The organism is Hydrotalea lipotrueae (assembly GCF_019249625.1).
In the GTDB taxonomy this organism is placed as follows: domain Bacteria; phylum Bacteroidota; class Bacteroidia; order Chitinophagales; family Chitinophagaceae; genus Hydrotalea; species Hydrotalea flava.
Window position 1 is genome coordinate 16,094 of sequence record NZ_JAESDL010000015.1, and the last position, 22,909, is coordinate 39,002.

18 protein-coding genes and 1 tRNA gene are annotated in these 22,909 nt (G+C 36.8%); 9 read left to right on the forward strand and 10 right to left on the reverse strand.

Annotated elements, in window-relative coordinates:
- Positions 1-5 precede the first annotated feature (5 nt).
- On the forward strand, positions 6-770 hold the full coding sequence (locus JK139_RS09860; protein WP_074418517.1) for a succinate dehydrogenase/fumarate reductase iron-sulfur subunit: 765 nt from the start codon (positions 6-8) through the stop codon (positions 768-770).
- A 298-nt stretch (positions 771-1,068) separates the two neighbouring features.
- Complete coding sequence (locus JK139_RS09865; protein ID WP_218331199.1) at positions 1,069-1,731, forward strand: tRNA1(Val) (adenine(37)-N6)-methyltransferase; 663 nt, start codon at positions 1,069-1,071, stop codon at positions 1,729-1,731.
- Between the two features lie 7 nt (positions 1,732-1,738).
- Here JK139_RS09865 and JK139_RS09870 read toward each other — a convergent pair whose 3' ends face one another.
- Positions 1,739-2,935: an NAD(P)-dependent oxidoreductase gene (locus tag JK139_RS09870; protein ID WP_074419918.1), complete on the reverse strand. Its 1,197-nt coding sequence runs from the start codon at positions 2,933-2,935 to the stop codon at positions 1,739-1,741.
- 267 nt (positions 2,936-3,202) lie between these two features.
- Here JK139_RS09870 and JK139_RS09875 point away from each other — a divergent pair, with 267 nt between their 5' ends.
- From JK139_RS09875 to JK139_RS09895, 5 genes are all read left to right on the forward strand, one after another.
- Positions 3,203-4,501, forward strand: coding sequence for an acetyl-CoA hydrolase/transferase family protein (locus JK139_RS09875; protein ID WP_228733196.1), 1,299 nt, complete (start codon positions 3,203-3,205; stop codon positions 4,499-4,501).
- Positions 4,502-4,565: 64 nt separating this feature from the next.
- Positions 4,566-4,649 (forward strand) — tRNA-Leu (locus JK139_RS09880).
- Positions 4,650-4,918: 269 nt separating this feature from the next.
- Positions 4,919-5,896, forward strand: a complete 978-nt coding sequence (locus tag JK139_RS09885; protein ID WP_074419971.1) for a Gfo/Idh/MocA family protein — start codon at positions 4,919-4,921, stop codon at positions 5,894-5,896.
- 10 nt (positions 5,897-5,906) lie between these two features.
- Positions 5,907-6,566 carry a sugar transferase gene (locus JK139_RS09890; protein ID WP_074419972.1) on the forward strand — a complete coding sequence of 220 codons (660 nt, stop codon included), beginning with the start codon at positions 5,907-5,909 and terminating at the stop codon, positions 6,564-6,566.
- Between the two features lie 17 nt (positions 6,567-6,583).
- Complete coding sequence (locus JK139_RS09895) at positions 6,584-7,504, forward strand: hypothetical protein (RefSeq protein ID WP_074418270.1); 921 nt, start codon at positions 6,584-6,586, stop codon at positions 7,502-7,504.
- Here JK139_RS09895 and JK139_RS09900 read toward each other — a convergent pair.
- The 6 genes from JK139_RS09900 to rpoC all read right to left on the reverse strand — a co-directional run bounded on the left by JK139_RS09900 (position 7,493) and on the right by rpoC (position 16,881).
- Positions 7,493-8,176, reverse strand: coding sequence for a 2-C-methyl-D-erythritol 4-phosphate cytidylyltransferase (locus tag JK139_RS09900; RefSeq protein ID WP_074419974.1), 684 nt, complete (start codon positions 8,174-8,176; stop codon positions 7,493-7,495). The genes JK139_RS09895 and JK139_RS09900 overlap by 12 nt on opposite strands.
- A gap of 56 nt (positions 8,177-8,232) precedes the next feature.
- On the reverse strand, positions 8,233-9,180 hold the full coding sequence (locus JK139_RS09905) for an isoaspartyl peptidase/L-asparaginase family protein (protein ID WP_074418272.1): 948 nt from the start codon (positions 9,178-9,180) through the stop codon (positions 8,233-8,235).
- Positions 9,181-9,290: 110 nt separating this feature from the next.
- A complete protein-coding gene (locus tag JK139_RS09910) occupies positions 9,291-10,277 on the reverse strand; it encodes a bifunctional heptose 7-phosphate kinase/heptose 1-phosphate adenyltransferase (RefSeq protein ID WP_074418273.1) in 987 nt (328 codons plus the stop codon).
- Positions 10,278-11,687 carry an APC family permease gene (locus tag JK139_RS09915; protein WP_074418274.1) on the reverse strand — a complete coding sequence of 470 codons (1,410 nt, stop codon included), beginning with the start codon at positions 11,685-11,687 and terminating at the stop codon, positions 10,278-10,280. It lies immediately after the preceding gene.
- Positions 11,688-11,742: 55 nt separating this feature from the next.
- On the reverse strand, positions 11,743-12,333 hold the full coding sequence (locus JK139_RS09920; protein WP_074418275.1) for an OmpH family outer membrane protein: 591 nt from the start codon (positions 12,331-12,333) through the stop codon (positions 11,743-11,745).
- Positions 12,334-12,594: 261 nt separating this feature from the next.
- Entirely contained in the window at positions 12,595-16,881 is a 4,287-nt protein-coding gene (rpoC, locus tag JK139_RS09925; protein ID WP_218331200.1) for a DNA-directed RNA polymerase subunit beta', read from the reverse strand.
- 401 nt (positions 16,882-17,282) lie between these two features.
- Between rpoC and JK139_RS09930 the strand changes: the two genes are divergently transcribed.
- Positions 17,283-17,693, forward strand: coding sequence for a hypothetical protein (locus JK139_RS09930; RefSeq protein ID WP_218331201.1), 411 nt, complete (start codon positions 17,283-17,285; stop codon positions 17,691-17,693).
- A 5-nt stretch (positions 17,694-17,698) separates the two neighbouring features.
- Here JK139_RS09930 and JK139_RS09935 read toward each other — a convergent pair whose 3' ends face one another.
- Genes JK139_RS09935 through JK139_RS09945 form a run of 3 tightly spaced genes read right to left on the reverse strand, consistent with a single transcriptional unit; the run spans position 17,699 to position 21,564 of the window.
- Entirely contained in the window at positions 17,699-18,760 is a 1,062-nt protein-coding gene (locus JK139_RS09935) for a response regulator (RefSeq protein WP_218331202.1), read from the reverse strand.
- The gene (locus tag JK139_RS09940; RefSeq protein ID WP_218331203.1) at positions 18,753-19,970 is read right to left on the reverse strand and encodes a PAS domain-containing sensor histidine kinase; all 1,218 of its coding nucleotides are present in this window, start codon (positions 19,968-19,970) and stop codon (positions 18,753-18,755) included. Before JK139_RS09940 ends, JK139_RS09935 begins: the two co-directional genes overlap by 8 nt.
- Complete coding sequence (locus tag JK139_RS09945) at positions 19,960-21,564, reverse strand: hypothetical protein (RefSeq protein ID WP_074419980.1); 1,605 nt, start codon at positions 21,562-21,564, stop codon at positions 19,960-19,962. The genes JK139_RS09940 and JK139_RS09945 overlap by 11 nt, the downstream gene beginning before the upstream one ends.
- A gap of 184 nt (positions 21,565-21,748) precedes the next feature.
- Here JK139_RS09945 and JK139_RS09950 point away from each other — a divergent pair, with 184 nt between their 5' ends.
- Positions 21,749-22,909 carry a 2-isopropylmalate synthase gene (locus tag JK139_RS09950; protein WP_074419981.1) on the forward strand — a complete coding sequence of 387 codons (1,161 nt, stop codon included), beginning with the start codon at positions 21,749-21,751 and terminating at the stop codon, positions 22,907-22,909.

Here is a 22,909-nt window from a genome sequence, read left to right on the forward strand (position 1 = left end):
TTTATATGGAACACTATACCATGAATCTGAACTTAAAAGTTTGGAAACAAAAAGACAAAAATGCAAAGGGTAGTTTTAAAATGTATCGGGTAGAAAACATTTCTTCGGAAATGAGTTTTTTGGAAATGTTTGATGTACTGAACGAACAACTGATTCGGGCAGGTGAAGACCCGATTGCATTTGACCATGATTGTCGCGAAGGTATTTGTGGTATGTGTTCAATGTATATTAATGGTAAACCACATGGTCCGTGGCAGGCCAATACTACCTGCCAATTGCACATGCGTGCCTTTCAAAATGAAGACACAATTGTAGTAGAGCCTTGGAGAGCCAATGCTTTTCCTGTAATTAAAGACTTAATGGTTGACCGTTCTGCATTCGACAGAATTATACAGGCCGGTGGATACATTTCAGTGAATACCGGGAATGCAGTAGACGGGAATGCAATATTAGTAGATAAAGATAATGCTGATAATGCCTTTGCCGCCGCCATGTGTATTGGCTGCGGTGCTTGTGTGGCTGCGTGCAAAAACAGCAGTGCTATGCTGTTTGTTTCAGCCAAAGTATCGCATTTGGCGCTTTTACCGCAAGGAGATCCTGAACGCCATCATCGTGTAATCAATATGATTACACAAATGGATAAAGAGGGTTTTGGTTCCTGCACCAATACAGGTGCCTGCGAAGCTGCCTGCCCGAAAGAAATTTCGCTCACTAATATTGCTCGCCTAAACAATGAATATTTAAAAGCAGGTTTAGTTGCAGAAAAATAAATCTTACACCAATTTTCATCAAAAAAAAATCTCATTGCTTCACCTACAATGAGATTTTTTTATGCAATGCGGCCAAATCTTAAAATTTATCGTATATTGAATTAAAATGCTATTCATGATGTTTTATTTCACCCAACCCATCTGTACCTGCAACCCTACCAGGCAATTTGTGCAAAAAGCTTTCCAAGAAATGATACCAATATATCCTATCTTTTATTGATAGCTATCTCCTATTCAAATTATGTCTAATTCCTATTTTTCATTTAAACAATTTCGAATTGCACAAGATAAATGTGCCATGAAGACATGTACCGATGCCTGCCTGTTTGGGGCTTTTATGGCACAATATATATCGAATAATCCGGCTAAAACTATTGCCGATATTGGAACTGGAACAGGACTGTTGAGTTTAATGATTGCGCAAAAAAATGAGGCAATTATTCATGCCTATGAAATAGATGAAGGTGCAGCCATGCAGGCAAAAGAAAATTTTTCAACATCGCCATGGTACCAACGCTTAACAGTTATAAAAGGTAATGTAATACAGTTACAACCGGCAACCACTTATGAATGGCTGGTTTGTAATCCACCTTTTTATGAAAAAAGCCTGAAAAGCCCACAGGTTAACAAAAACATAGCCATGCATAGTGAACAACTTCGGCTGCAGGATTTACTTCCCATTTGCAATCAATTTTTAAATCAACAAGGAAGGTTTGCATTGCTTTTGCCCTATCAGCGCACCACATCATTTATTGCAATGGCACATCAAAATAATTTTTATTTAGAATATAAATTAGATGTAAAACCCAGTCCTAAACACCATATTTTTAGAACCATCTGTATTTTTTCGAAAGCACCAACCCCTACTTTGTTAGAAGAAATGTTAACAATCAAAGAACTCAATAATGCATACAGTGAACCTTTTACGGCATTATTAAAAGATTATTATCAGTTTCTTTAAATAAAATTTACCCGGCTGCATAATCAGATAAATAGGAAAAGGCTTGTGTTAGTTGCCCATTCTTTAAAATAGTAGCCCTTTCAATCATATTACTACCTGAGCTGAGTAAATCGGGTAATACATGTTTCATGAGTTGTTCACCAAAATAACGGCTGGCATCGCGGGGTAACTCATTGGGTAAATTTCCAACAGCAATTACGTCAATGCTATCGGGTAAGTAAGGTTTGGTTTTGGTAAAGCTCACTCTGTCAACTCCATAAACAGGATCTTCAATGGTTTGATCACCTAAATTAATGGGTACAGAGCCATGTGCATCGTCGGTTATGTCAGAAATGGTTTGTATGGCAAAATGTTCATCAATATCTGTTAATTCAAACAACCTTGGCATTTCTTCTGTCCAAAATATACCATTCATCAAAATATCAGTACAGTGTGCATAAGGTAAAAACCTGCTTCTGTAATCTTTTGCATTGGTATGAAAATGTTCACGCTGATATGTTTTTAAATATTTATGGGTAAATAAGTCGGCCCCTTTTAATTGCACATAAACCGGATATGTAAATTTTTTTTCTAAATACTCATCGGGCTCAACCTCGGTAACACCCAATAAATTCATTACTTCAATAATACCATGCGCCACTCTTCCACTGCCGGTAACAGCAATTTTGATGTTGGGTAATTTCAATCCAAAATAATGATGAATGAGAGAGCGGTAATCTTTTACTTCATATACCCGGCCTAAATGAAAAAGGCCGGTTCTTTTTCCGTAACACATCATGCCGTTGTGGGCACCAACAATACCGGCAAAAAATCCAAATCCTATAATTCGTTGCCCATCTTCATGTTCTAAACATTCATAATCAATTAATGTAATTTTTTTGTTTATCATTTCATGAAACAAAGCACGGTTATAGGGTTGCTTCTTTCGGGTATGTGAAAAAAAAAGATACACTTTATTGGGAATAAGATCCGCTTTAGGCACTTCTTTAATGCCCAGCAAAATATCACAATCTGTAACATCTTCTGTAACCTTTATTCCGGCTCTTCGGTATTCATCATCGGAAAAACAACGATTGGAAGAAGACTGAACAACAATAGCAATATCAGGAAAGTGTTGCATCATCCATTTACATTGAGCAGGTATTAAAGCCACGCGACTATCAGCAGGAATTTTCCCTTCTTTAATCAGGCCAATCTTGATCATACGGCTACTATTTGAAACATAAAGGTATTTTATTCACTACAAATAATGCATACTATATTATTCCAATTTCCAAACCACAAATTTTCTATACTTATAAATAAAAAAGAATACATGATTGGTTTTAGAGGAAAAATCTAATAGGGCAAAACACAATTATTATAGCAATTCTATCAATAAGTAAACCATACCATCCTGTTCAATTAAGTATGTTCAATGTACAGCTAACCTAACAAAAATCATTTTTCAGGCAGCAAAACAAATGTTACTTTGCTGAAAAACATGTATCCTATTCAATATGTAAGTGCAACAGAAGCTTTATCGGTTATACAGAGCAACCAGCGTGTTTTTATTCAGGGCAGTGCATGTACACCCTTATTTTTATTGAGAGAGCTGGCAAAAGAAGCACCACGATTAGAAAATGTAGAAACGGTATTTATTACTGTTCAGGGTAGTATTGAAATTGACAAGCCCGAATATCAAAAAGCATTTCATATCAACTGTTTGTTTGTATCTGCCTCTGTTCGCGAAGCCGTGAATAGCGGACGTGCTGATTTTGTTCCTGCATTTTTAAGTGACATTCCGGACTTATTTAAAAAAAATGTATTACCAATTGATGTTGCCATTGTGCAGGTATCGCTACCCGACGAACACGGTTACTGTACTTTAGGCTTATCGGTTGATATAGCACGCACTGCTGTAAATACGGCCAAATACATTATTGCACAGGTAAATCCCTATATGCCACGTACCCACGGTGATGGATTGCTGCATGTAAGCCATATTACCAAAATGGTATATCATGAAGAGCAATTACCTGAAGTAGATTATGGCAGCAAATCGGGTAAAGAAGAATTGCAGATAGGAAAATATATTGCCGAAATGATAGACGATGGCAGTACATTACAATTAGGTATTGGTACCATACCTGATGCTGTTTTAAAAGCTTTACACAATCATAAAAATTTAGGCCTGCACACAGAAATGTGCAGTGATGGGGTAATTGATTTAATGGAAAAGGATATTATCAATAATAAATTCAAAAAAATTCATCCCAATAAAAACGTAACCAGTTTTGCCATTGGTACCAAAAGATTGTATGATTATGTAAATGATAACCCTGCTTTTGCTTTTTTAGATATTGATTATGTAAACGACCCACACGTAATTAGAAGAAACAATAAAGTAATAGCCATTAACAGCGCCATTGAAGTAGATATTACCGGACAGGTTTGCGCCGATAGTATTGGGCCATTTCAATACAGTGGTATTGGCGGGCAAATGGATTTTATGCGTGGAGCCGCTTTAAGTGAAGGAGGTAAACCCATTATTGCTCTAACCAGCCGTACTAAAAAAGGTATTTCCAGAATTACCCCTCATTTAAGAGAAAGTGCAGGTGTTGTTACTACTAGGGGCCATATTCATTATGTAGTAACAGAGTACGGTGTGGCTTACTTATATGGCAAAAATTTAAGGCAGCGGGCAAAATTACTAGTGGATATTGCACACCCCGACGATAGAGAGGCATTAACTAAAAGTTGTTACGAACGCTTCAAAATTTTTATTTAAAACCAGAAAATACCCTGCAGCATTTTGGTGTATTAAACAGGATGCCTTAATATTGCAGCCCCAAGCCCAGATGGCGGAACTGGTAGACGCGCCAGACTCAAAATCTGGTTATCGCAAGGTAGTGCAGGTTCGATTCCTGTTCTGGGCACTATGCCGGAAAAAGAGGTTGTCTTAAAAGTGTTTCGCAGCCTCTTTTTACTCGGTAAAGGAAGAAGGGATGGAGAAAACGCTCGTTTATGCAAATCTAAGCCCCTCATTTTGCTATTAATATATCCACTCTCATTTTATTGTTTTACATTATAATAAAATATAATACCTTAAATCACAACCTATCTTATCATTCATTTATTTTTATTTGCACAATAACACTAAAAAATACTCATATCAATTATCTTTATCCGCTAAAACCTGAAAAGCATGTTGAAAGTAGGTGTATTTGGCGTTGGCCATTTAGGTAAATACCATTTAAATAACTGGAAAGAAATAAAAGATGTTAAATTGGTTGGCTTTTTTGATCCCAATAACGATGCAGCCAAAGAAGTTGCCAATCATTATGGCTTAAAACGTTTTTTAGATGAAGATAAATTAATGGATGCCTGCGATATTATTGATGTAGTAGTACCCACCGATAAACATTTTGAAATTTGTATGTCGGCCATTAGAAAGGGAAAACATGTATTTGTAGAAAAACCTTTTACCCATACTATTCAGGAAGCAAAAAGTTTGGTAAATACAGTGAAAGAAGCCAACATTAAATTACAGGTAGGCCATGTTGAACGATTTAACCCCGCATTTCTGGCAATTAAAGATTTAAAGCTGAACCCAATGTTCATTGAAGTGCATCGGCTGGCACAATTTAACCCCAGAGGAACAGAGGTGAGTGTTATTCTGGATTTAATGATACATGATATAGATATTATTTTAAGCTTAGTGAAAAGTGGTGTGAAAAATATTTATGCCAGTGGTGTGGCCGTTATGACTGATACACCCGATATTGCCAATGTGCGCATTGAATTTAACAATGGATGTGTTGCCAATTTAACCAGCAGCCGTATTAGCATGAAAAAAATGCGAAAAATACGCTTGTTTCAAAAAGATGCCTATTATGGTATCGACTTTCTGGAAAAGAAAACCGAAATTATAACCTTGAAACAACCGGAAGACAACAATAGCTTTTCATTTGATATAGAAACCCCCAATGGTACCAAAACAATCGCTGTATCGAATCCGGAAATTGAGCCTGCCAACGCCATTCAACTTGAATTGCAAAGTTTTGTTGATGCAATTAAAAACAATACACCTACTTTAGTGAGTGAAATTGATGGTTTACTGGCGCTGGAAGTTGCACACCAAATACTTACAAAAATTAATAGTAATAATATTGCCATATCTTAAATGTGCGCCAATGTTTTATAAGACTTTGGAAATAAAAAAGCTTGCACGAACTAAAGAAAATGTACAAAGACGACAAACCAAAAGTTTGTTGTACAATGCTGTTAAAAGATTTACTGATATCATACTTTCTTTGTCCGCATTAGTTGTATTGGCCCCTCTCATTATTTTTATTATTATCAGAACCAAACTTTCTTCACCCGGAAACATTTTTTATTTGCAGGAAAGAATTGGTTACAAAGGCATTCCATTTACCATTTATAAGTTTAGAAGTATGTATGCAGATGCTGAAAAAAACGGCCCACAGCTTTCTTCAGATGATGACAAACGCATTACCCCATGGGGAAAAATTATGCGCAAATGGCGCTTAGATGAAATTCCGCAGTTATGGAATATCCTTAAGGGAGATATGTCGTTGGTAGGACCAAGACCCGAAAGGCAATTTTATACCAGCCAACTGATAGAAATTATACCGGATTATGCCGCTTTATTTTTGGTAGAACCCGGTCTTACTTCTTTGGGTATGATTGAATTTGGATATGCATCTAACATCCATGAAATGGTAGAACGTGCCCAATATGATTTAATATATGTACAAAAAAGATCCTTTTTGTTGGATGCAGGAATTATTCTAAAAACATTTCTCATTATTATTTTGGGCAAAGGAAAATAAGCAACGAAATTTTATGCATGAACAATGAATTTCAAATAATACCCGCTCATGCAATTAATACTAAAAAATGGGATGTATGCATAGCCCAATCGCACACCCCGCTTATTTATGCTTATACCCGGTACTTAAATGCACTTTGCCCGCAATGGGTGGGTTTTGTACTCAATAATTATGAAGCCGTAATGCCGGTGCCCTTCAAAAGAAAATGCGGTATTGCTTACTGTTATCAACCAAACTTTATTCAACAATTGGGTTTATTTGAAAAAAATTACAACACCTATCCTATTCATGAACTTTTAAAATGGGTTCTGAAAGAATTTAAATATGGCAATTTATTTATTCCTTTTTATCACCCGCTGCCCAACATTCAAAATTGCACTATTCAGGTTCGGGATAATTTTGTGCTGAACTTAAAGGCTGATTACAGCCAAATTGCAGCCAATTACTCAGGAGATTTGAAAAGGAATCTGATGAAAGCTTACAGCAATCAGTTGGTGTACCACGACAAAACCCATGCGCAATTGATATTAAATCATTTCTACCAGCTTTATCACCCTGCCATGCATTTGAAGCAGCAAGATATCACTGCTTTTGCAACACTTTTAATGCAAAACGAAATGCAGTCATATTTTTTTGTACGAGGTGTGAATGCTGCTAATGGAGTATTAGTTGCGGGAGCCATTTTTCTGAAAGACTGCAACAGAATTTATAATATCATGAATTTTACAACCGAAGCTGGCCGTAAACTGAGTGCCAATCATTATTTATTAGATCAATGTATTCATGAGTTTGCCGGAAAAGCATTGTTATTTGATTTTGAAGGCTCTTCTCAAAAGGGTATTCAGGCTTTCTATAAAAATTTTCATCCCGACCATCACCCCTATTTACAACTACACATTAACCAACTACCCCTGCTTTTCAGGTATTTAAAACAATGATGGATCTTCTAAAAATTTCTGCGCAATTAATAAATCAATGGGCCTTGTAATTTTTATGTTTTGGTATTCCCCTTCAATTAAATGTACGGAAACGCCGGAGTGCTCTACAACAATTGCCTCATCAGTAAACGAAGCTTGGTAAGGCATTTGAAATGCCGGCAATAAAATACTGCTTTTAAAAGTTTGAGGTGTTTGCATTAAATATATTTCATCTCTATTAATGGGGATAGAAGTTTGGCCTTTGAGTTGCCTTATACTATCAGTAGCTTTAATGGCAGGAATGGCGCTTCCTTTTTCTATGGCCTGATGATAACATTGCTGAATAAGTTTTGTACTCAATAAGCAGCGCACTCCATCATGTACAAAAATAACCGCATCTGTTTTCGATGAAATTGCTGCTAAGCCTGATTGTACAGAATGAAACCTGGTATCGCCACCTGCAACAATTTGTATCCGTTGGTATTGAGGCAAGGAACGGATCATTGTTTCTCCTGCTTCAAAATAAGCAGCCGGTAAAACCAAAATCACATGCATATCTTCAAAAGCGGCAAAAAAAGTTTGCAGGGTATACAACAGAATTGGCTGGTTATTGAGCAATAAAAACTGTTTGGGTAAATGCGATCCCATTCGAACACCTGAACCACCGGCTACAATCACTGCAATTTTTTCCATGAAATATTAATCATTAAAATACAAATGTAGCAGTGATTAGAAAAAGTATTGCTATTTTAAGCATAAATAGCTAACTCATAAAATCCTTTACTGTTTTTAGCTGCCCTGTACATACCTGCACTGTTAAATTCCATGGCTATATTGCCGTGAGCATCCACACCAATCATCCCTCCCTCTCCTTTCATGGCTACTAATTTTTTATGCACCACTTCATGCATGGCTTCCTGAAGCGAAAAGCCTTTGTATTCCATTAAACAACTTACATCATGTGCAGCAACTGCACGAATAAACAATTCTCCATGCCCAGTGCAACTAATACCACAGGTTGCATTATTGGCGTAAGTTCCTGCACCAACAACAGGACTATCGCCAATGCGACCATATTTTTTATTAGTCATTCCACCTGTACTGGTAGCAGCAGCAATATTGCCATTGGCATCACAAGCTACTGCACCAACGGTACCAAATTTCTTATCTCTTAACAATTCTTCTAAATGATGGTTGGTATGATCTAAAGAGTAGTTATCACTATCTCGAATGGCCTTCCATTGTTCATACCGAAAGGGGGAGAAAAAATATTCATCGGGTTCTAATTTAACACCTTGTTTAATCGCAAAATCGTTAGCGCCCTTTCCACTTAAAAAAACATGATTGCTATGCTGCATTACTTCAGTGGCAAGTACTATCGGATTTCTTACATTACGTACACCCGCAACAGCACCGGCATTTAAAGTAGTGCCATCCATGATGGCTGCATCCATTTCCTGAACGCCTTTCTTTGTAAAAACCGCACCTCTTCCTGCATTAAACAAAACATTGTCTTCTAATAAAACGATGGCGGCTTTAACCGCATTAATAGCACTGCCGCCATTTTCAAGTACTGCATAACCAGCCTCCAATGCTGCAGCCAGTCCATCTTCATAAGCCTGTTCTAATTCGGGGGTCATATCTTCTTTTAGAATAGTGCCGGCACCCCCATGTATTACCAATGCGTAAATTGACATGCTTGTAGAATTTCAACCCGAAATTATACAAATCAACGAAGTAAAATTTTGAAATATATTTACAGAATGATGAAGAACATGCAATGTATTTGCCAGTTTGTTGAACAAAGCTATGAAAGCAGGATGTTGCATTCTTTCAATAATTTTTCTTTTTGAATAGCAGCGGTACCCACTTCTTCACAAACCAACCCACCGGCAATATTTGCCATGTCAGCTGCCAGTGCAATTTGACGGGTTGCTGCATATACCAGCGAGGCTACAGCAATTACGGTATCGCCGGCACCGCTAACATCTGCAATGTTGCGCACATGTGTAGGAATAATTTTAGATTCATTCCCATATTGATAAAAAACCCCTTTTTCGGAAAGTGTAACCAGTGAAATTTTGTGTGCTAAAATATTGGCTAATTCGGCATGTATTTTCTCCAAAACAGATTGGTTCACTTCTTCCAACAATAGGTTAAGCCCTTCTTTTACCTCTTTTAAATTAGGTTTAAAAATATCTACCCCTTTGAAGGATAAGAAGTTTTTCTTTTTAGGATCTACTGCTGTAAGCACATTATACTGCTTACAAAGTGCAATTGTTTTTTGAATAATTTTTGGAGTAAGTACTCCTTTGTTGTAATCTTCAAAAATGAGCACATTGGGTTGATGCTGCATAAAGTATTGCTCTACATTATGCAATAAAGCATTTTCAGTTGTTTCATCAATATCAGTAGCTACCTCGCAATCTAACCGCAGCATTTGCTGGTTACGGCTCATAATTCTGGTTTTATTGGTGGTAACCCGATTAGGTGCTGTTATAATAAAACCGGTATCAATCCCATTTTGACTGAGCAAACCGGTTAACAGTTTGCCATCATCATCATTGCCAATTACAGATAAAATTGTGGTGGGTGCACCCAGAGAAATGGTATTTAAAGCTACATTACCAGCACCACCAATACGCAATTCTCTTTTATCTAATGCTACAACAGGTACCGGTGCTTCAGGAGAAATACGATCTACATGACCCCACCAATAACTATCTAACATTATATCGCCAATTACGGCTACTTTAATTTCTGTAAAACGATGAAATAGTGCTTCGAAATTCATTTATTGATGCTTTGACTTTGTTGCGAGTGCAAGATAATACAAAGGAATACCTAAGAGTGCAAAAATTAATCCCGGCCAGGTATATTCTGATTTATAAATAATTAATAGTGTACAAAAAGTTAATCCCATTATGATATATAATACAGGTAAAACCGGGTAACCAAATGCACGGTAAGGCCTTTCTGCCGCAGGCATTTTTTTTCTGAGAATGAAAATGCCGATAATGGTTAACACATAAAAAATTACAACAACAAAAGAAACCATATCTAATAAATCGCCATACTTTCCGCTTAAGCATAGTATAGAAGCCATAGCACATTGTATCCATAATGCAAATTCGGGAACGGCTTTTTTGTTTAGCCGTGCTGTTTGTTTAAAAAACAAACCATCATTGGCCATTGTATAATAAACTCTTGCACCTGCCAAAATTAATCCGTTATTACAACCAAAAGTTGAAATCATAATCATCACTGCAATAATGATAGTTCCTATATTACCGAAAATAACATGTGAGGCAGCTACAGCAACCCGATCGTTTGCTGCTGAGGCAATGCTTTGCATGGGCAATAATCCGGTGTAAACAATATTGGTAGACACATAAACGATGGTTACCAACAAAGTTCCAAGAAACAGGCTTAAACCTATGTTCCGTTTAGGGTTTTTAATTTCCCCCGCAATAAAGGTTACATTGTTCCAGGCATCACTACTAAAAATAGAGCCTACCATGGCTGCGGCTATGGCACCCATTGCAGCGGCCATTCCGTAAGATTGGTATGAACCATCTTTGTTGAGGCGTTGCAAATGCCATGCATTTTCAGTCCAGTTCTTGTGCCAAACTTCAGGTTGTAAGGCCATCCATCCAAAAACAATTAAACCAAACAAACTCAATAATTTGGTTAAGGTAAAAGTTGTTTGAATGAATTTGCCGCTTTTAATGCCACGGGTATTGATATAAGTTAAAAGTACAATGATGGCAATTGATAAAATTTGTGCGGGAGAAATATGTAATGAACCGATGCTAAATAACACTATATCATCACCTACCTGCGGAATAAGATAAGCCGTGAATTTGGCAAATGCCACCCCAACGGCTGCAATGGTACCTGTTTGAATAATGGCAAAAAAACTCCATCCGTACAGGAATCCTATTAAAGGGTTGTAGGCTTCTTTTAGATAAACATATTGCCCGCCCGCCTTTGGGAACATACCACTTAACTCACCATAACTTACTGCAGCAATTAAAGTCATTAACCCGGTCAGTAACCAAACAACAATTAACCATCCGGCAGAACCTACATTTCGGGTAATATCTGCACTCACAATAAAAATACCGGAACCAATCATACTACCGGCTACAATCATGGTAGCATCTAATAAGCCTAAAGAGGGTTTAAAGGAGGTTGTACTCATAAAAAAAGTCCCTTATTGCATTTGGGACTTGAAGATAATGATTTGATGGTAAAAATTATTTTTTCTGACGATATTGTTCATTCAATCCTTTTACAATATCAGCAGTTATATTATAAGCTGTATCTTTATAATACATCATATCAGGTACATTCGAAAAAATATATGCATAACCTTTACTTTGATTATACTCTTTCAGGTAATCTTCAATTCGTTTTTTTACATCCTGTAATTTCTTGAAACTTTCATCCTGCATTTCCTGTTCCATTACCTGCCGCTTGTTTTTAAGATTTTTATCTAAATCCATAATTTCCTGTTGCCTGCTTGCTATCTCGGCCTGGCTTAATGCGTTCCCATTTTTTTGTAAATCCTGGTATTTATTGCGTAATGAATTCTCTAAACCCGATAATTCTTTGCCCATTTCCTGATCTTTGGCCATTAATGCACTTCTTACTTCTTTCAATAGAACATATTGATTTTGCAATGAATCCATTTCAAAATAAGCTATTTTAAAACCATTGGCGGGTACGGCTGTATTTGAATTTGAAACAGTTGTTACAAGATGATTTTTTTCAGTAAAATGTGCATACAATAAATAAGCAACTGCAAGTACTAAAATAGCATTAATGATAAGTAGAACATTTTTCATATTAAAATTTTAATTAAGTTAATTTTTTCATCAAATGTGCATAATAATGCCGGAAAATAATTGTAGGGGCATTCCATAAATGCATTTCTACAGAAATTGCAACGAATATACAGGCAATTAAAATATTCAAGAAAATTAGCAGTTACTTTTAAAAATTAATTAGGATTTAACGAACAAAAAAGCCTGCAATATTGAATCATCTCAAAAATTACAGGCTTATTATATATAAATTACAGAAACCGATAATGAATTAGATAAAGTTTATTCATCCTCATCAAAATTCATAGCTTCTCTTGCGGTAGCTAATACATCAAAGTCTTCTTTACTACCCACTATTAAATTTTCAAATTCGCGCTGTCCGGTACCGGCAGGTATTAAATGACCGGTAATTACGTTTTCTTTCAAACCAATCATTAAATCGGTTTTACCCTGAATGGCAGCCTGACTTAAAACTTTGGTGGTTTCCTGGAATGAAGCAGCTGAAATCCAACTCTTCACGCCCAGAGAGGCTTTGGTAATACCTAATAATACCGGTGTAGCAGTGGCTGGTTTTGCATCGCGTACCTCCACCAACTTTTTATCTGCACGGCGAAGGATAGAGTTTTCTTCTCTCAATTCACGCAGTGTAACAATTTGTCCAGCTCTTAATTTGGTACTTTCACCCGGATCTGTAACTACTTTCTTATCGAAGATGCGGTCATTTTCTTCAATAAATTCAAACCTGTCTTCTAAGTCTTCTTCTAAGAACTTCGTATCACCTGCATCTACAATTTCTACTTTCTTCATCATTTGGCGAACGATTACTTCAATGTGTTTATCATTAATATCCACACCTTGTAAACGATATACTTCCTGAATTTCATTTACAATGTATTCCTGAACTGCAAATGGTCCTTTGATGGTTAAAATATCATAGGGTGCAATTTGTCCGTCAGAAAGAGGTGCGCCTGCTTTTACAAAGTCGCCATCCTGTACTAAAATCTGGCGGGTTAATGGTACCAGATATTTCTTTACAATACCATCTTTTGCTTCTACAATGATTTCACGGTTACCGCGTTTTACGTTACCAAATGCTACCACTCCGTCTATTTCACAAACAATTGCAGGGTTTCCCGGATTTCTTGCTTCGAATAATTCGGTTACCCTTGGCAAACCACCGGTAATATCTCTTAATTTCCCTAATACACGTGGTATTTTTACCAGCACCTGACCTGCTTTTACCTCTTCGCCTTCTTCTATTGAAATATGGCTACCAACAGGTAAATTGTATTGACGCGTATCTTTACCTTCTACAATAATGGTAGGAATTTTGGTTTTATCTTTCGATTCAATAACCACTTTTTCGCGGTGGCCGGTTTGTTCGTCGGCTTCATCCCGATAAGTGTAACCATCAATAATATTTTCGAATTTAATTACTCCATTTTGTTCGGCAACAATTACGTTGTTAAATGGATCCCAAGTACAAATAACTTCACCTTTTTTCACCTGCTGACCATCTTTTACCATTAAAGTAGAACCATAAGGTATATTGTTGGTAATGAGTAAACGATCATTTTTTTCATCCATTAAACGCATTTCGCCGGTACGTCCAATTACAATATTCACTTTATTTCCTTCATTGTTTAAAGTGCTTACTGTTCTTAAACCATCAAAACGAACGGTACCATCAAATTTTGCCAATAAAGAAGATTCAATGGATGAGCTACCCGCAACACCACCTACGTGGAACGTACGAAGGGTTAACTGTGTACCGGGTTCACCAATTGACTGGGCAGCAATGATACCTACAGAATCGCCACGTTGTGCAATGTAACCTGTTGCCAGGTTTTTACCGTAGCATCGTACACATACGCCTTTCTTAGCCTCGCAGGTTAATACGGAGCGAATTTCTACGCTGTCTATTCCGGAATCTTCAATTTGTTTGGCCACATCATGGCTAATTTCTTCGCCTGCTTTTATAATCAATTCTTCAGTAACAGGATGCAACACATCGTGTAACGAGGTTCTACCTTCAATTCTATCTGATAATGGTTCAATAATATCTTCATTATCTTTTAATGCACTGATTGATATACCTCTTAAAGTTCCGCAATCATCTTCAGCTATTACCACATCCTGCGCCACGTCAACTAATCTGCGGGTCAAGTAACCGGCATCAGCAGTTTTAAGAGCAGTATCGGCTAAACCTTTACGGGCACCATGGGTAGAAATGAAGTAGTCTAATACGTTCAAACCTCCTTTAAAGTTAGACAGAATGGGGTTTTCAATAACTTCACTACCTGAGCTGCCACTTTTACGGGGTTTTGCCATCAATCCACGAATACCCACCAACTGTTTTACCTGTGTTTTTGAACCACGGGCACCGGAATCAAGCATCATGAAAACAGAATTAAATCCTTGCTTATCAGTAGCCATTTCACGAATAAGGGTTTCAGTAATCCGCATATCTACACGGCCCCAAATATCAATTACCTGGTTATAGCGTTCGTTATTGGTAATTAAACCCATATTATAACTTTCACGCACCTCATCTACTTCGGCTTTGGCACTTTCCAACAACTGGTCTCTTATTTCAGGTACAATCAGGTCGTTTACACTAAAGCTTAAACCTCCTTTAAAGGCCATGCGGAAACCAAGTGTTTTAATATCATCCAGAAACTTAGCTGTTTTTGGAATATTTGTTATTTCAATGATATTACCAATAATTTCCCGCAGGCTTTTTTTGGTTAATAACGCATTAATGTAACCTACCTCTTCCGGTACAAACTGATTGAATAAAACACGACCAACGGTAGTATCGATAATTTTCTTTTCTAATTTACCATCTGCATTGCGAACATGGGTTCGTAGTTTAATATTGGCATGTAAGTCAACACGTTTTTCGTTGTATGCAATAATTACTTCATCCATGTTGTAAAAAGTTTTTCCTTCACCTTTTACAATTTCAGTTTCTGTGCTCTTTTTACCTTTTGTGATGTAGTACAAACCAAGCACCATGTCCTGAGATGGAAGGGTAATGGCAGTACCATTTTGAGGGTTTAAAATATTGTGAGATGAGAGCATTAATAATTGTGCTTCCAGAATAGCAGCGCTACTTAATGGAACGTGCACAGCCATTTGGTCACCATCAAAGTCGGCGTTGAAAGCAGATGTTACCAATGGATGCAACTGAATGGCTTTTCCTTCAACCAAACGAGGCTGGAAGGCCTGAATGGATAAACGGTGTAATGTAGGGGCCCTGTTCAACAAAACCGGGTGGCCTTTTAGTATATTTTCAAGAATATCCCAAATAATAGCTTCTTTCTTATCTACTAATTTTTTAGCGGATTTTACCGTTTTAACAATGCCTCTTTCTATTAGCTTACGAATAATAAATGGTTTGAATAATTCGGCTGCCATATCTTTCGGCAAACCACATTCATGCATTTTTAATTCGGGACCTACCACAATTACAGAACGTCCGGAATAGTCAACACGCTTACCCAATAAGTTTTGGCGAAAACGACCTTGTTTACCTTTTAAAACATCACTCAATGATTTTAAAGCACGGCCTCCTTCTGCTTTAACGGCATTAGATTTTCGGCTATTATCAAAAAGTGAGTCAATGGCTTCCTGCAGCATTCTTTTTTCATTACGAAGAATTACTTCAGGTGCTTTAATTTCCAATAATCTTTTTAACCGGTTGTTACGGATAATAACACGACGATATAAATCATTTAAATCGGAAGATGCAAAACGACCACCATCCAAAGGCACCAATGGCCTTAATTCGGGAGGTATGACAGGTATATATTGCATCACCATCCACTCGGGGCGGTTGTTAATTCTTGAATTGGCATCTCTGAATGCTTCTACAACACTCAATCTTTTTAAAGCATCGGCTTTTCTTTGTTGCGATGTTTCATTGGCGGCAGCATTGCGGAGCGAAAAACTTAATTCATCTAAATCTAAGCGCGCCAATAAATCACTTACTGCCTCAGCGCCCATTTTAGCAATGAATTTATTGGGATCTTCATCAGGCAGCATTTGATTTTCTTTGGGCAATGCATCAATAATATCTAAATATTCTTCCTCAGATAACAAATCGCCTGCAGAAAGACTTTCTTTAATACCTCCCTGAATTACCACATATCTTTCATAATAAACAATACTTTCTAACTTTTTAGAACTCATTCCCAACAAATAACCAATTTTATTGGGTAAACTTTTAAAATACCAGATATGCACTACAGGTACCACTAATTTAATGTGGCCCATACGTTCGCGGCGTACTTTTTTCTCGGTTACTTCTACTCCACATCTGTCGCATACAATACCTTTATATCGAATACGCTTGTATTTTCCGCAGGCGCACTCATAATCTTTTACCGGCCCAAAAATTCTTTCGCAAAATAAACCATCTCTTTCAGGTTTATAGGTACGATAGTTAATGGTTTCGGGCTTTAATACTTCACCAAAACTTTTTTCCAGAATTGAATCCGGAGAAGCAAGACTAATGGTAATGGTTGAAAAGGTTGATTTCGGACGATTGTCTCTTTTGATGGCCATAGTACTATTTGCAATTTATTTAATTCCAGACGTCGAAATACCCCATTCTACAATAAAAAAAGCGGACAAAACAGCCATGCAGACTGCATTTACCCACTACGGCGTTAATTTTTTATGTAAAAAAAATTGGAATACTTCAAAATCATTAAGGGGGCAAAGGTAAGGACTGCTTTTTAAATAGAAAAAAGAAACCCTTAAAAATTTGGTTTTGAAAGATTTTGACAATTAAATGTGGCAAAAATCTCCTTTTTTAAATTACTGCTTGCATAGGTGCCACATTTTTTATTAGAAAATTTAGTATCCACAATTTTTTCTACACTTTTTATCGGGATTATGAAGTATAAAGCCGTAAACATGATGAAAATCAGTATTTAAGCCAATTCATCAGGATATTTTTGTTTTTGAGTCCATTTAGCATGAACCTAACCATTAACGATAACAAAAATATTCAAACCCTGCAGTCGGAGTTTAATGCAATGTTCCCCTTTTTACGTTTAATGCTTACAAAAGCACAAACTGAAGGAGCAACATCCAGAAATATATCAGTGAAACAACCTTTTGATGAACATACAACCCTGCTTGCGTATAAAATTGCTCCGGATGCTGCCCCAATCACCATTTATCCTGAAATGACTGTTGCCGAACTGGAACACCAATTTGTACAGCAATATGGACTTGAACCCATTATTCTGCGAAAATCTGGTAAAGTTTGGATTGAAACCTCTATTACAGATGATTGGACTTTGGAAGAACAAAACACCCAGGGTGAATTAATTACCAGACAAATGAATGAGCGAAACAAACCCTCATAAACCGCTTAATTTCGCAAAGCCAATAATTTGGGATAATTTAAAATGGTAATTTTACTGGATTGAATTTCGATCAATTTTTCATCTTTTAAATCGCTGAGGGTTCTGATGGTGCTTTCCGTAGCAATGCCGGCTATGTTTGCCAAATCTTCTCTTGAAATTTGCATACTAAAGTTCTCGCCAGGTTTTTGTTGATATTTTTCCTGTAATGTTAATAATGCATCGGCTACTTTTTTACGGGCTGAATTGTAAGCCAATTTCAACAACTGCGCTTCCCGTTGTTGTACCTGATTAGAAAGCATTTGAATGAATTTTCTGGAAACCTCTGCATTTTTATACACCAGTTCATAAAAATCTGCCTTAGGTACCATACAAACCTGTGCATCTTCCAGCACAACTGCACTATCTGCGTGCTTTGCATCCTCCAACAAAGCTATATACCCAAAATAATCACCATCTTTATACAGGCCGGTAATTAATTCTTTTCCATCATCGTTGGTTTTACAGGTTTTTATTTTACCACTTACTAATAAATAAAGCCCTTTTGGAAAACTTCCTTCTTTATAAATTTCTTCTTTCCTTTTATAAGAGCGTAATTCATTCTCTTCTGATAACCTTTTTAAACTATCAAACCCCCTTGCTGTTTGAATAAAACTGTTTAACCCCTCTACATTATTGGCATATTCCTGTTTAATTAAATCAGATTTTCTTAACCGACTTTCAATGGCATTTAACAATTCAATATCATCGAAGGGTTTGGTTAAATAATCATCGGCTCCCATTTCCATGCCTTTTCTAAAATCAGTTCGCTCGGCCTTGGCTGTTAAAAAAATGAAGGGTATGGCACTGGTTTTTTTATTTTTAGAAAGCAGGTGTAAAACGCCATACCCATCTAAAACCGGCATCATAATATCACATATTATTAAATCAAAATGTTCTTCCTCTGCCAAAGCAACACCTTCTTTTCCATTTTTTGCAGTTTTAACTGTATAATTAGCCAATTGCAAAATTTCAGCTGTATTTTCCCGCATATCGGGGTTATCTTCAATCAATAAAATTTTTTTACTCATTTTCTATAGTATTTGGTATAATAATGGTAAATGTGGTTCCATGTTCTATTTGGCTCTTAAAGGTAATATTACCTTGCATTAATTCTACATATCTTGCAATGATATTCAAACCTAAACCCGTACCCTGAATATTGGTGGCATTTTGAGCCCTGAAAAAACGGCCAAATAAATTGGGTTGATCTTCTTCGGGTATGCCCATGCCTTCATCTTTTACAACAATTGTCATGGCTGAATCGGTAATGGATAATGACAAATAAATATTCGTTTTTGCAGGTGAAAATTTAATGGCATTGGAAAGCAAATTCATGATGATGGTAGTAAAAATGTTTTGATCAATATATCCCAGCTCCTGCCCTTGATGCTGAAAATGTATTTGTTGTCCGGTTTTCAGAATGGGCCGAATTTCCTGAATAATGTGTTGAGAACACTGGGTCAAGTTAATCCAGTCTTTTTGAATGATAATTTTTCCTTCTTCAATTTTACTGATGGAGAGCATATCATTTAAAATATCTGTCATGTGATTGATGGCCGTTTTAATGCGCATGATATGTCTTTGCTGATTTTCCCTGTCGTTTAAAGTGCCATATTTTTCAACTAAATTGAGTGAGGATAAAATGGTCGCCAATGGAGTTCTGAATTCATGCGATGCCATAGAAACAAAGCGTGATTTTAATTCATTCACTTCTTTTTCTTTTTCTAGTAACTGGCTCAGTTCCGCTCTGGAATGCTCTAATTCATGTAACGCTTCTTCTAAAATTAACGTTCGGTGGCGTACCCTTTTTTCTAATTCAGCAGTTAATTTTTCTAACTCCTCTTTTTGTTTACGCAAAGTGGCCTCCGTTTGTTTGCGTAAAGTATTGTCAATAATAAATGCAATTACAAAATTGCCTTCTGCTGTTTTAAAGGGGCTTAAATTCACTTCTACCGGAAACTCAGAACCATCTTTTCGTAATGCATATAAATCCATACCAATACCCATATTACGGGCATGCGGATTTTGAGAATACTTGGTTCGGTAATGGTGATGCGTGTGTTCATACCTTTTGGGAATCAGTTGCTCCAACTGCGTGTGCAATAAAGTGCCGGGTTCATAACCAAACAAACGCTCAGCAGCAGGATTGGCCATGGTTAATTTACCTTGCTCATTTACTACAATAATTCCTTCGGTAGCATAAGTAAAAAGCGCACTAAATTCTTCCTTATTGGGCATCGTTATTGGTTTTGTAAACAGAATTATTTTTGTGTTTTAATGAGGCAGGAGTTTTTCTGCCCTGCAAAAATTTTTTGCGCCTAACCTCCTGCACCGGAACCCCTTCAATTTTGCTTTCGAGCCACCCTATAATATCCAAATACATAAATGAGCGACTTTCTAACGGATGGCCTTCTAATTGTTCTAATTTTTCTTTTAAACTTTTAAATGCCGGTAATAATTTTTGTGGCGAAAGTGAAAAAGATTTTCGGATAAATTTAAATATCTCTTCTTCAACCGTACTTAAATTTTTCATTTTTGCCATGAACCGGTATACCGATTTTATCAGATATTCCAACAAACTATCATTGCCTAATTCGTAGTGTGCAATCAGGTGCAGCAGGCGGGCATAGCATTGCAAGTCGGTTCGTAAATCAACTTTCCAATTAATAATCTTATTTAAATAATCAATAGCCTGCTCATTATCGCCGCTGCCAAAATATAAACAGGCAATTTTATAATAAAACACCAATGTGCGGTGGCGGTCTAAATGCAGGCGATATTCTTCTAAATGCTGAATGATTTCCGGTACCAGTAGTAACCCTTCTGTAAAAGTACCTTCTAAAAAATGTTTGTTGATGCGAGCCGTATTTAAATACACAAAAGTCTGTATGCGAACATTATCATTAATATTTCCTAAAGGTGATGTCGCAAAAGCTTCAAACCGGGCCAGATACTCATTAAATTTTTCAAAATTATTTAAATTAAACTGGGCGCCCAGTAAATTATGCATACCGCGAATATACTGGCCGGTTTCAATGCGTTTCATGTATTCATTTTCTTCGAATAATGATACCCATTTTTGGGTATAGCGATAGTACATCAGCAAATCTTGCAGAATAAACCCATACCAGCAATATGATTGATAGAGGTATAATTTTTCATAAAACCCAAGTTGCGCTGCATTACAGGCAGGTAAATTGGATTCAAAAAAAACTTTAACCGCATGCACATCTCTTTTATCTCTGGCATGGCCATTTTGAATATACCAACTATATAACTCCAATGCCAGGTTAGATAATTTGCCGGTTAAATAAAGTTGTTGATGAACCGCATCAGATTCTGCACTCAATGCCTCTGCCCGGTTTTCCATACTTCGGGTAATGTGCATTGATTCAATTTTCTTCTCGAATTGAATGGCCAGCAACTGATAGGCATGTTGCTGTTGAGTGGCTGCCGTTTCTTTTAATTTTTCAAGCAGTTTTAAACTTTGCAGGTAAAGCCCTTTGTTGTATAATATCCGGGCAAAATCTAACTGTTCATGAGCGTACATATCAATATTATCCGCCTGTTGAATCAACCGCAGGCTTGATAATAGTTCGCGGTATAAATGTGCCTTAATATTGGAAAGTTGTTGTTTTTTGATACCGGGATTTCTTTGCAGTAACTGCCCTTCATCATAATCTTTCATCTTATCCAAAGCATCAAATAACTGCACTATTTTCAAATCTTCACCCGATGCATTCCGTTTTACATATAATTTAAAATTACGTTTTTCGCCTTTTTCAAGCGACTTAATAAGCTGGAACAGCATGTCGGTACTTCGGTTAGGCATCGTAATTATATGAATTGAAAATGTTTACCGGTAAAGGGTTTGGGCAAAATTAGCACAATTTAAGCAGCGTAAAATACACTTCATTTTGTTGCCCAACACCTTTTTATATTGGATACATTCGATGTTACGTAAAAATACGGCTGGTTTTTCGTATTAAAAGCAATAACCGAATAACAAATTTTACATGAGCCAAAAAGTAAATATATTTGATACTACCCTAAGAGATGGCGAGCAGGTACCCGGTTGTAAACTGAATACTACCGAAAAAATTGAACTGGCTCTGGCCATTGAACAATTGGGTGTTGATGTAATTGAAGCCGGATTTCCCATTTCTTCGCCCGGCGATTTTTTTTCAGTTCAGGAAATTGCCAAAATCATTACCCGAGCTACCGTTTGTGGTTTAAGCAGGGCAGTTAAAAAAGACATTGAAGTAGCAGCAGAGGCATTAAAACATGCAAAAATGCCCCGCATCCACACCGGTATTGGTACATCTGATTACCATATAATAGGGAAATTTAACTCAAACAGAGAAGATATTTTAGAAAGAGCGGTACAATGCGTAAAATGGGCAAAAAAATTTGTAGATGATGTTGAATTTTATGCTGAAGATGCCGGCAGAACAGATAATGAATATTTAGCCCGTGTAGTGGAAGCAGTAATTAAAGCAGGCGCCACCGTTATTAATATCCCTGATACCACCGGCTATTGCCTACCCAGCCAGTACGGTGCCAAAATTGCTTTCCTGAAAAATAATGTTCCCAATATTGATAAGGCCATTCTCTCCTGCCACTGCCATAACGATTTGGGATTGGCTACTGCCAATTCAATTGAAGGTGTGATAAATGGTGCCCAACAAATAGAATGTACTATTAATGGTTTAGGCGAAAGAGCAGGAAATACCTCATTAGAAGAAGTAGTGATGATTATACAACAACACAAAGATTTAGGTTTTTATACCAACATACAAAGCCAGCAATTAAATCCCATTAGCCGATTGGTGAGCGATACCATGCGTATGCCGGTACAGCCCAATAAAGCAATAGTAGGTGCCAATGCATTTTCACATTCGTCCGGTATTCATCAGGATGGATTTTTAAAGAGCGCTATTACTTATGAAATCATCAACCCAAAAGATGTGGGTGCAGATATTTCTAAAATTGTGTTAACAGCCCGAAGCGGACGAAGTGCTTTGGCTTATCGGTTAAAAAATTTAGGTTATGAATGCACCCGTAATGATATTGATGTTTTATATGAAAAATTTTTACAAATAGCTGATCAGAAAAAAGAAGTTGGCGATGATGATTTGCATGCAATGGCCAAACAACATCAAAACATAGAAGCATAG

Bases quoted from the DNA above. Each gene is read 5' to 3' on its own strand.
- JK139_RS09935 (WP_218331202.1), bottom strand. From the start codon at position 18,760: ATGAGTAAAAAAATTTTATTGATTGAAGATAACCCCGATATGCGGGAA.
- JK139_RS09865 (WP_218331199.1), top strand. From the start codon at position 1,069: ATGAAGACATGTACCGATGCCTGCCTGTTTGGGGCTTTTATGGCACAA.
- JK139_RS09895 (WP_074418270.1), top strand. From the start codon at position 6,584: ATGAACAATGAATTTCAAATAATACCCGCTCATGCAATTAATACTAAA.
- JK139_RS09870 (WP_074419918.1), bottom strand. From the start codon at position 2,935: ATGATCAAGATTGGCCTGATTAAAGAAGGGAAAATTCCTGCTGATAGT.
- JK139_RS09900 (WP_074419974.1), bottom strand. From the start codon at position 8,176: ATGGAAAAAATTGCAGTGATTGTAGCCGGTGGTTCAGGTGTTCGAATG.
- JK139_RS09940 (WP_218331203.1), bottom strand. From the start codon at position 19,970: ATGCCCAATAAGGAAGAATTTAGTGCGCTTTTTACTTATGCTACCGAA.
- JK139_RS09910 (WP_074418273.1), bottom strand. From the start codon at position 10,277: ATGAATTTCGAAGCACTATTTCATCGTTTTACAGAAATTAAAGTAGCC.
- rpoC (WP_218331200.1), bottom strand. From the start codon at position 16,881: ATGGCCATCAAAAGAGACAATCGTCCGAAATCAACCTTTTCAACCATT.
- JK139_RS09890 (WP_074419972.1), top strand. From the start codon at position 5,907: ATGTTTTATAAGACTTTGGAAATAAAAAAGCTTGCACGAACTAAAGAA.
- JK139_RS09860 (WP_074418517.1), top strand. From the start codon at position 6: ATGGAACACTATACCATGAATCTGAACTTAAAAGTTTGGAAACAAAAA.
- JK139_RS09885 (WP_074419971.1), top strand. From the start codon at position 4,919: ATGTTGAAAGTAGGTGTATTTGGCGTTGGCCATTTAGGTAAATACCAT.
- JK139_RS09950 (WP_074419981.1), top strand. From the start codon at position 21,749: ATGAGCCAAAAAGTAAATATATTTGATACTACCCTAAGAGATGGCGAG.
- JK139_RS09915 (WP_074418274.1), bottom strand. From the start codon at position 11,687: ATGAGTACAACCTCCTTTAAACCCTCTTTAGGCTTATTAGATGCTACC.
- JK139_RS09945 (WP_074419980.1), bottom strand. From the start codon at position 21,564: ATGCCTAACCGAAGTACCGACATGCTGTTCCAGCTTATTAAGTCGCTT.
- JK139_RS09905 (WP_074418272.1), bottom strand. From the start codon at position 9,180: ATGTCAATTTACGCATTGGTAATACATGGGGGTGCCGGCACTATTCTA.
- JK139_RS09920 (WP_074418275.1), bottom strand. From the start codon at position 12,333: ATGAAAAATGTTCTACTTATCATTAATGCTATTTTAGTACTTGCAGTT.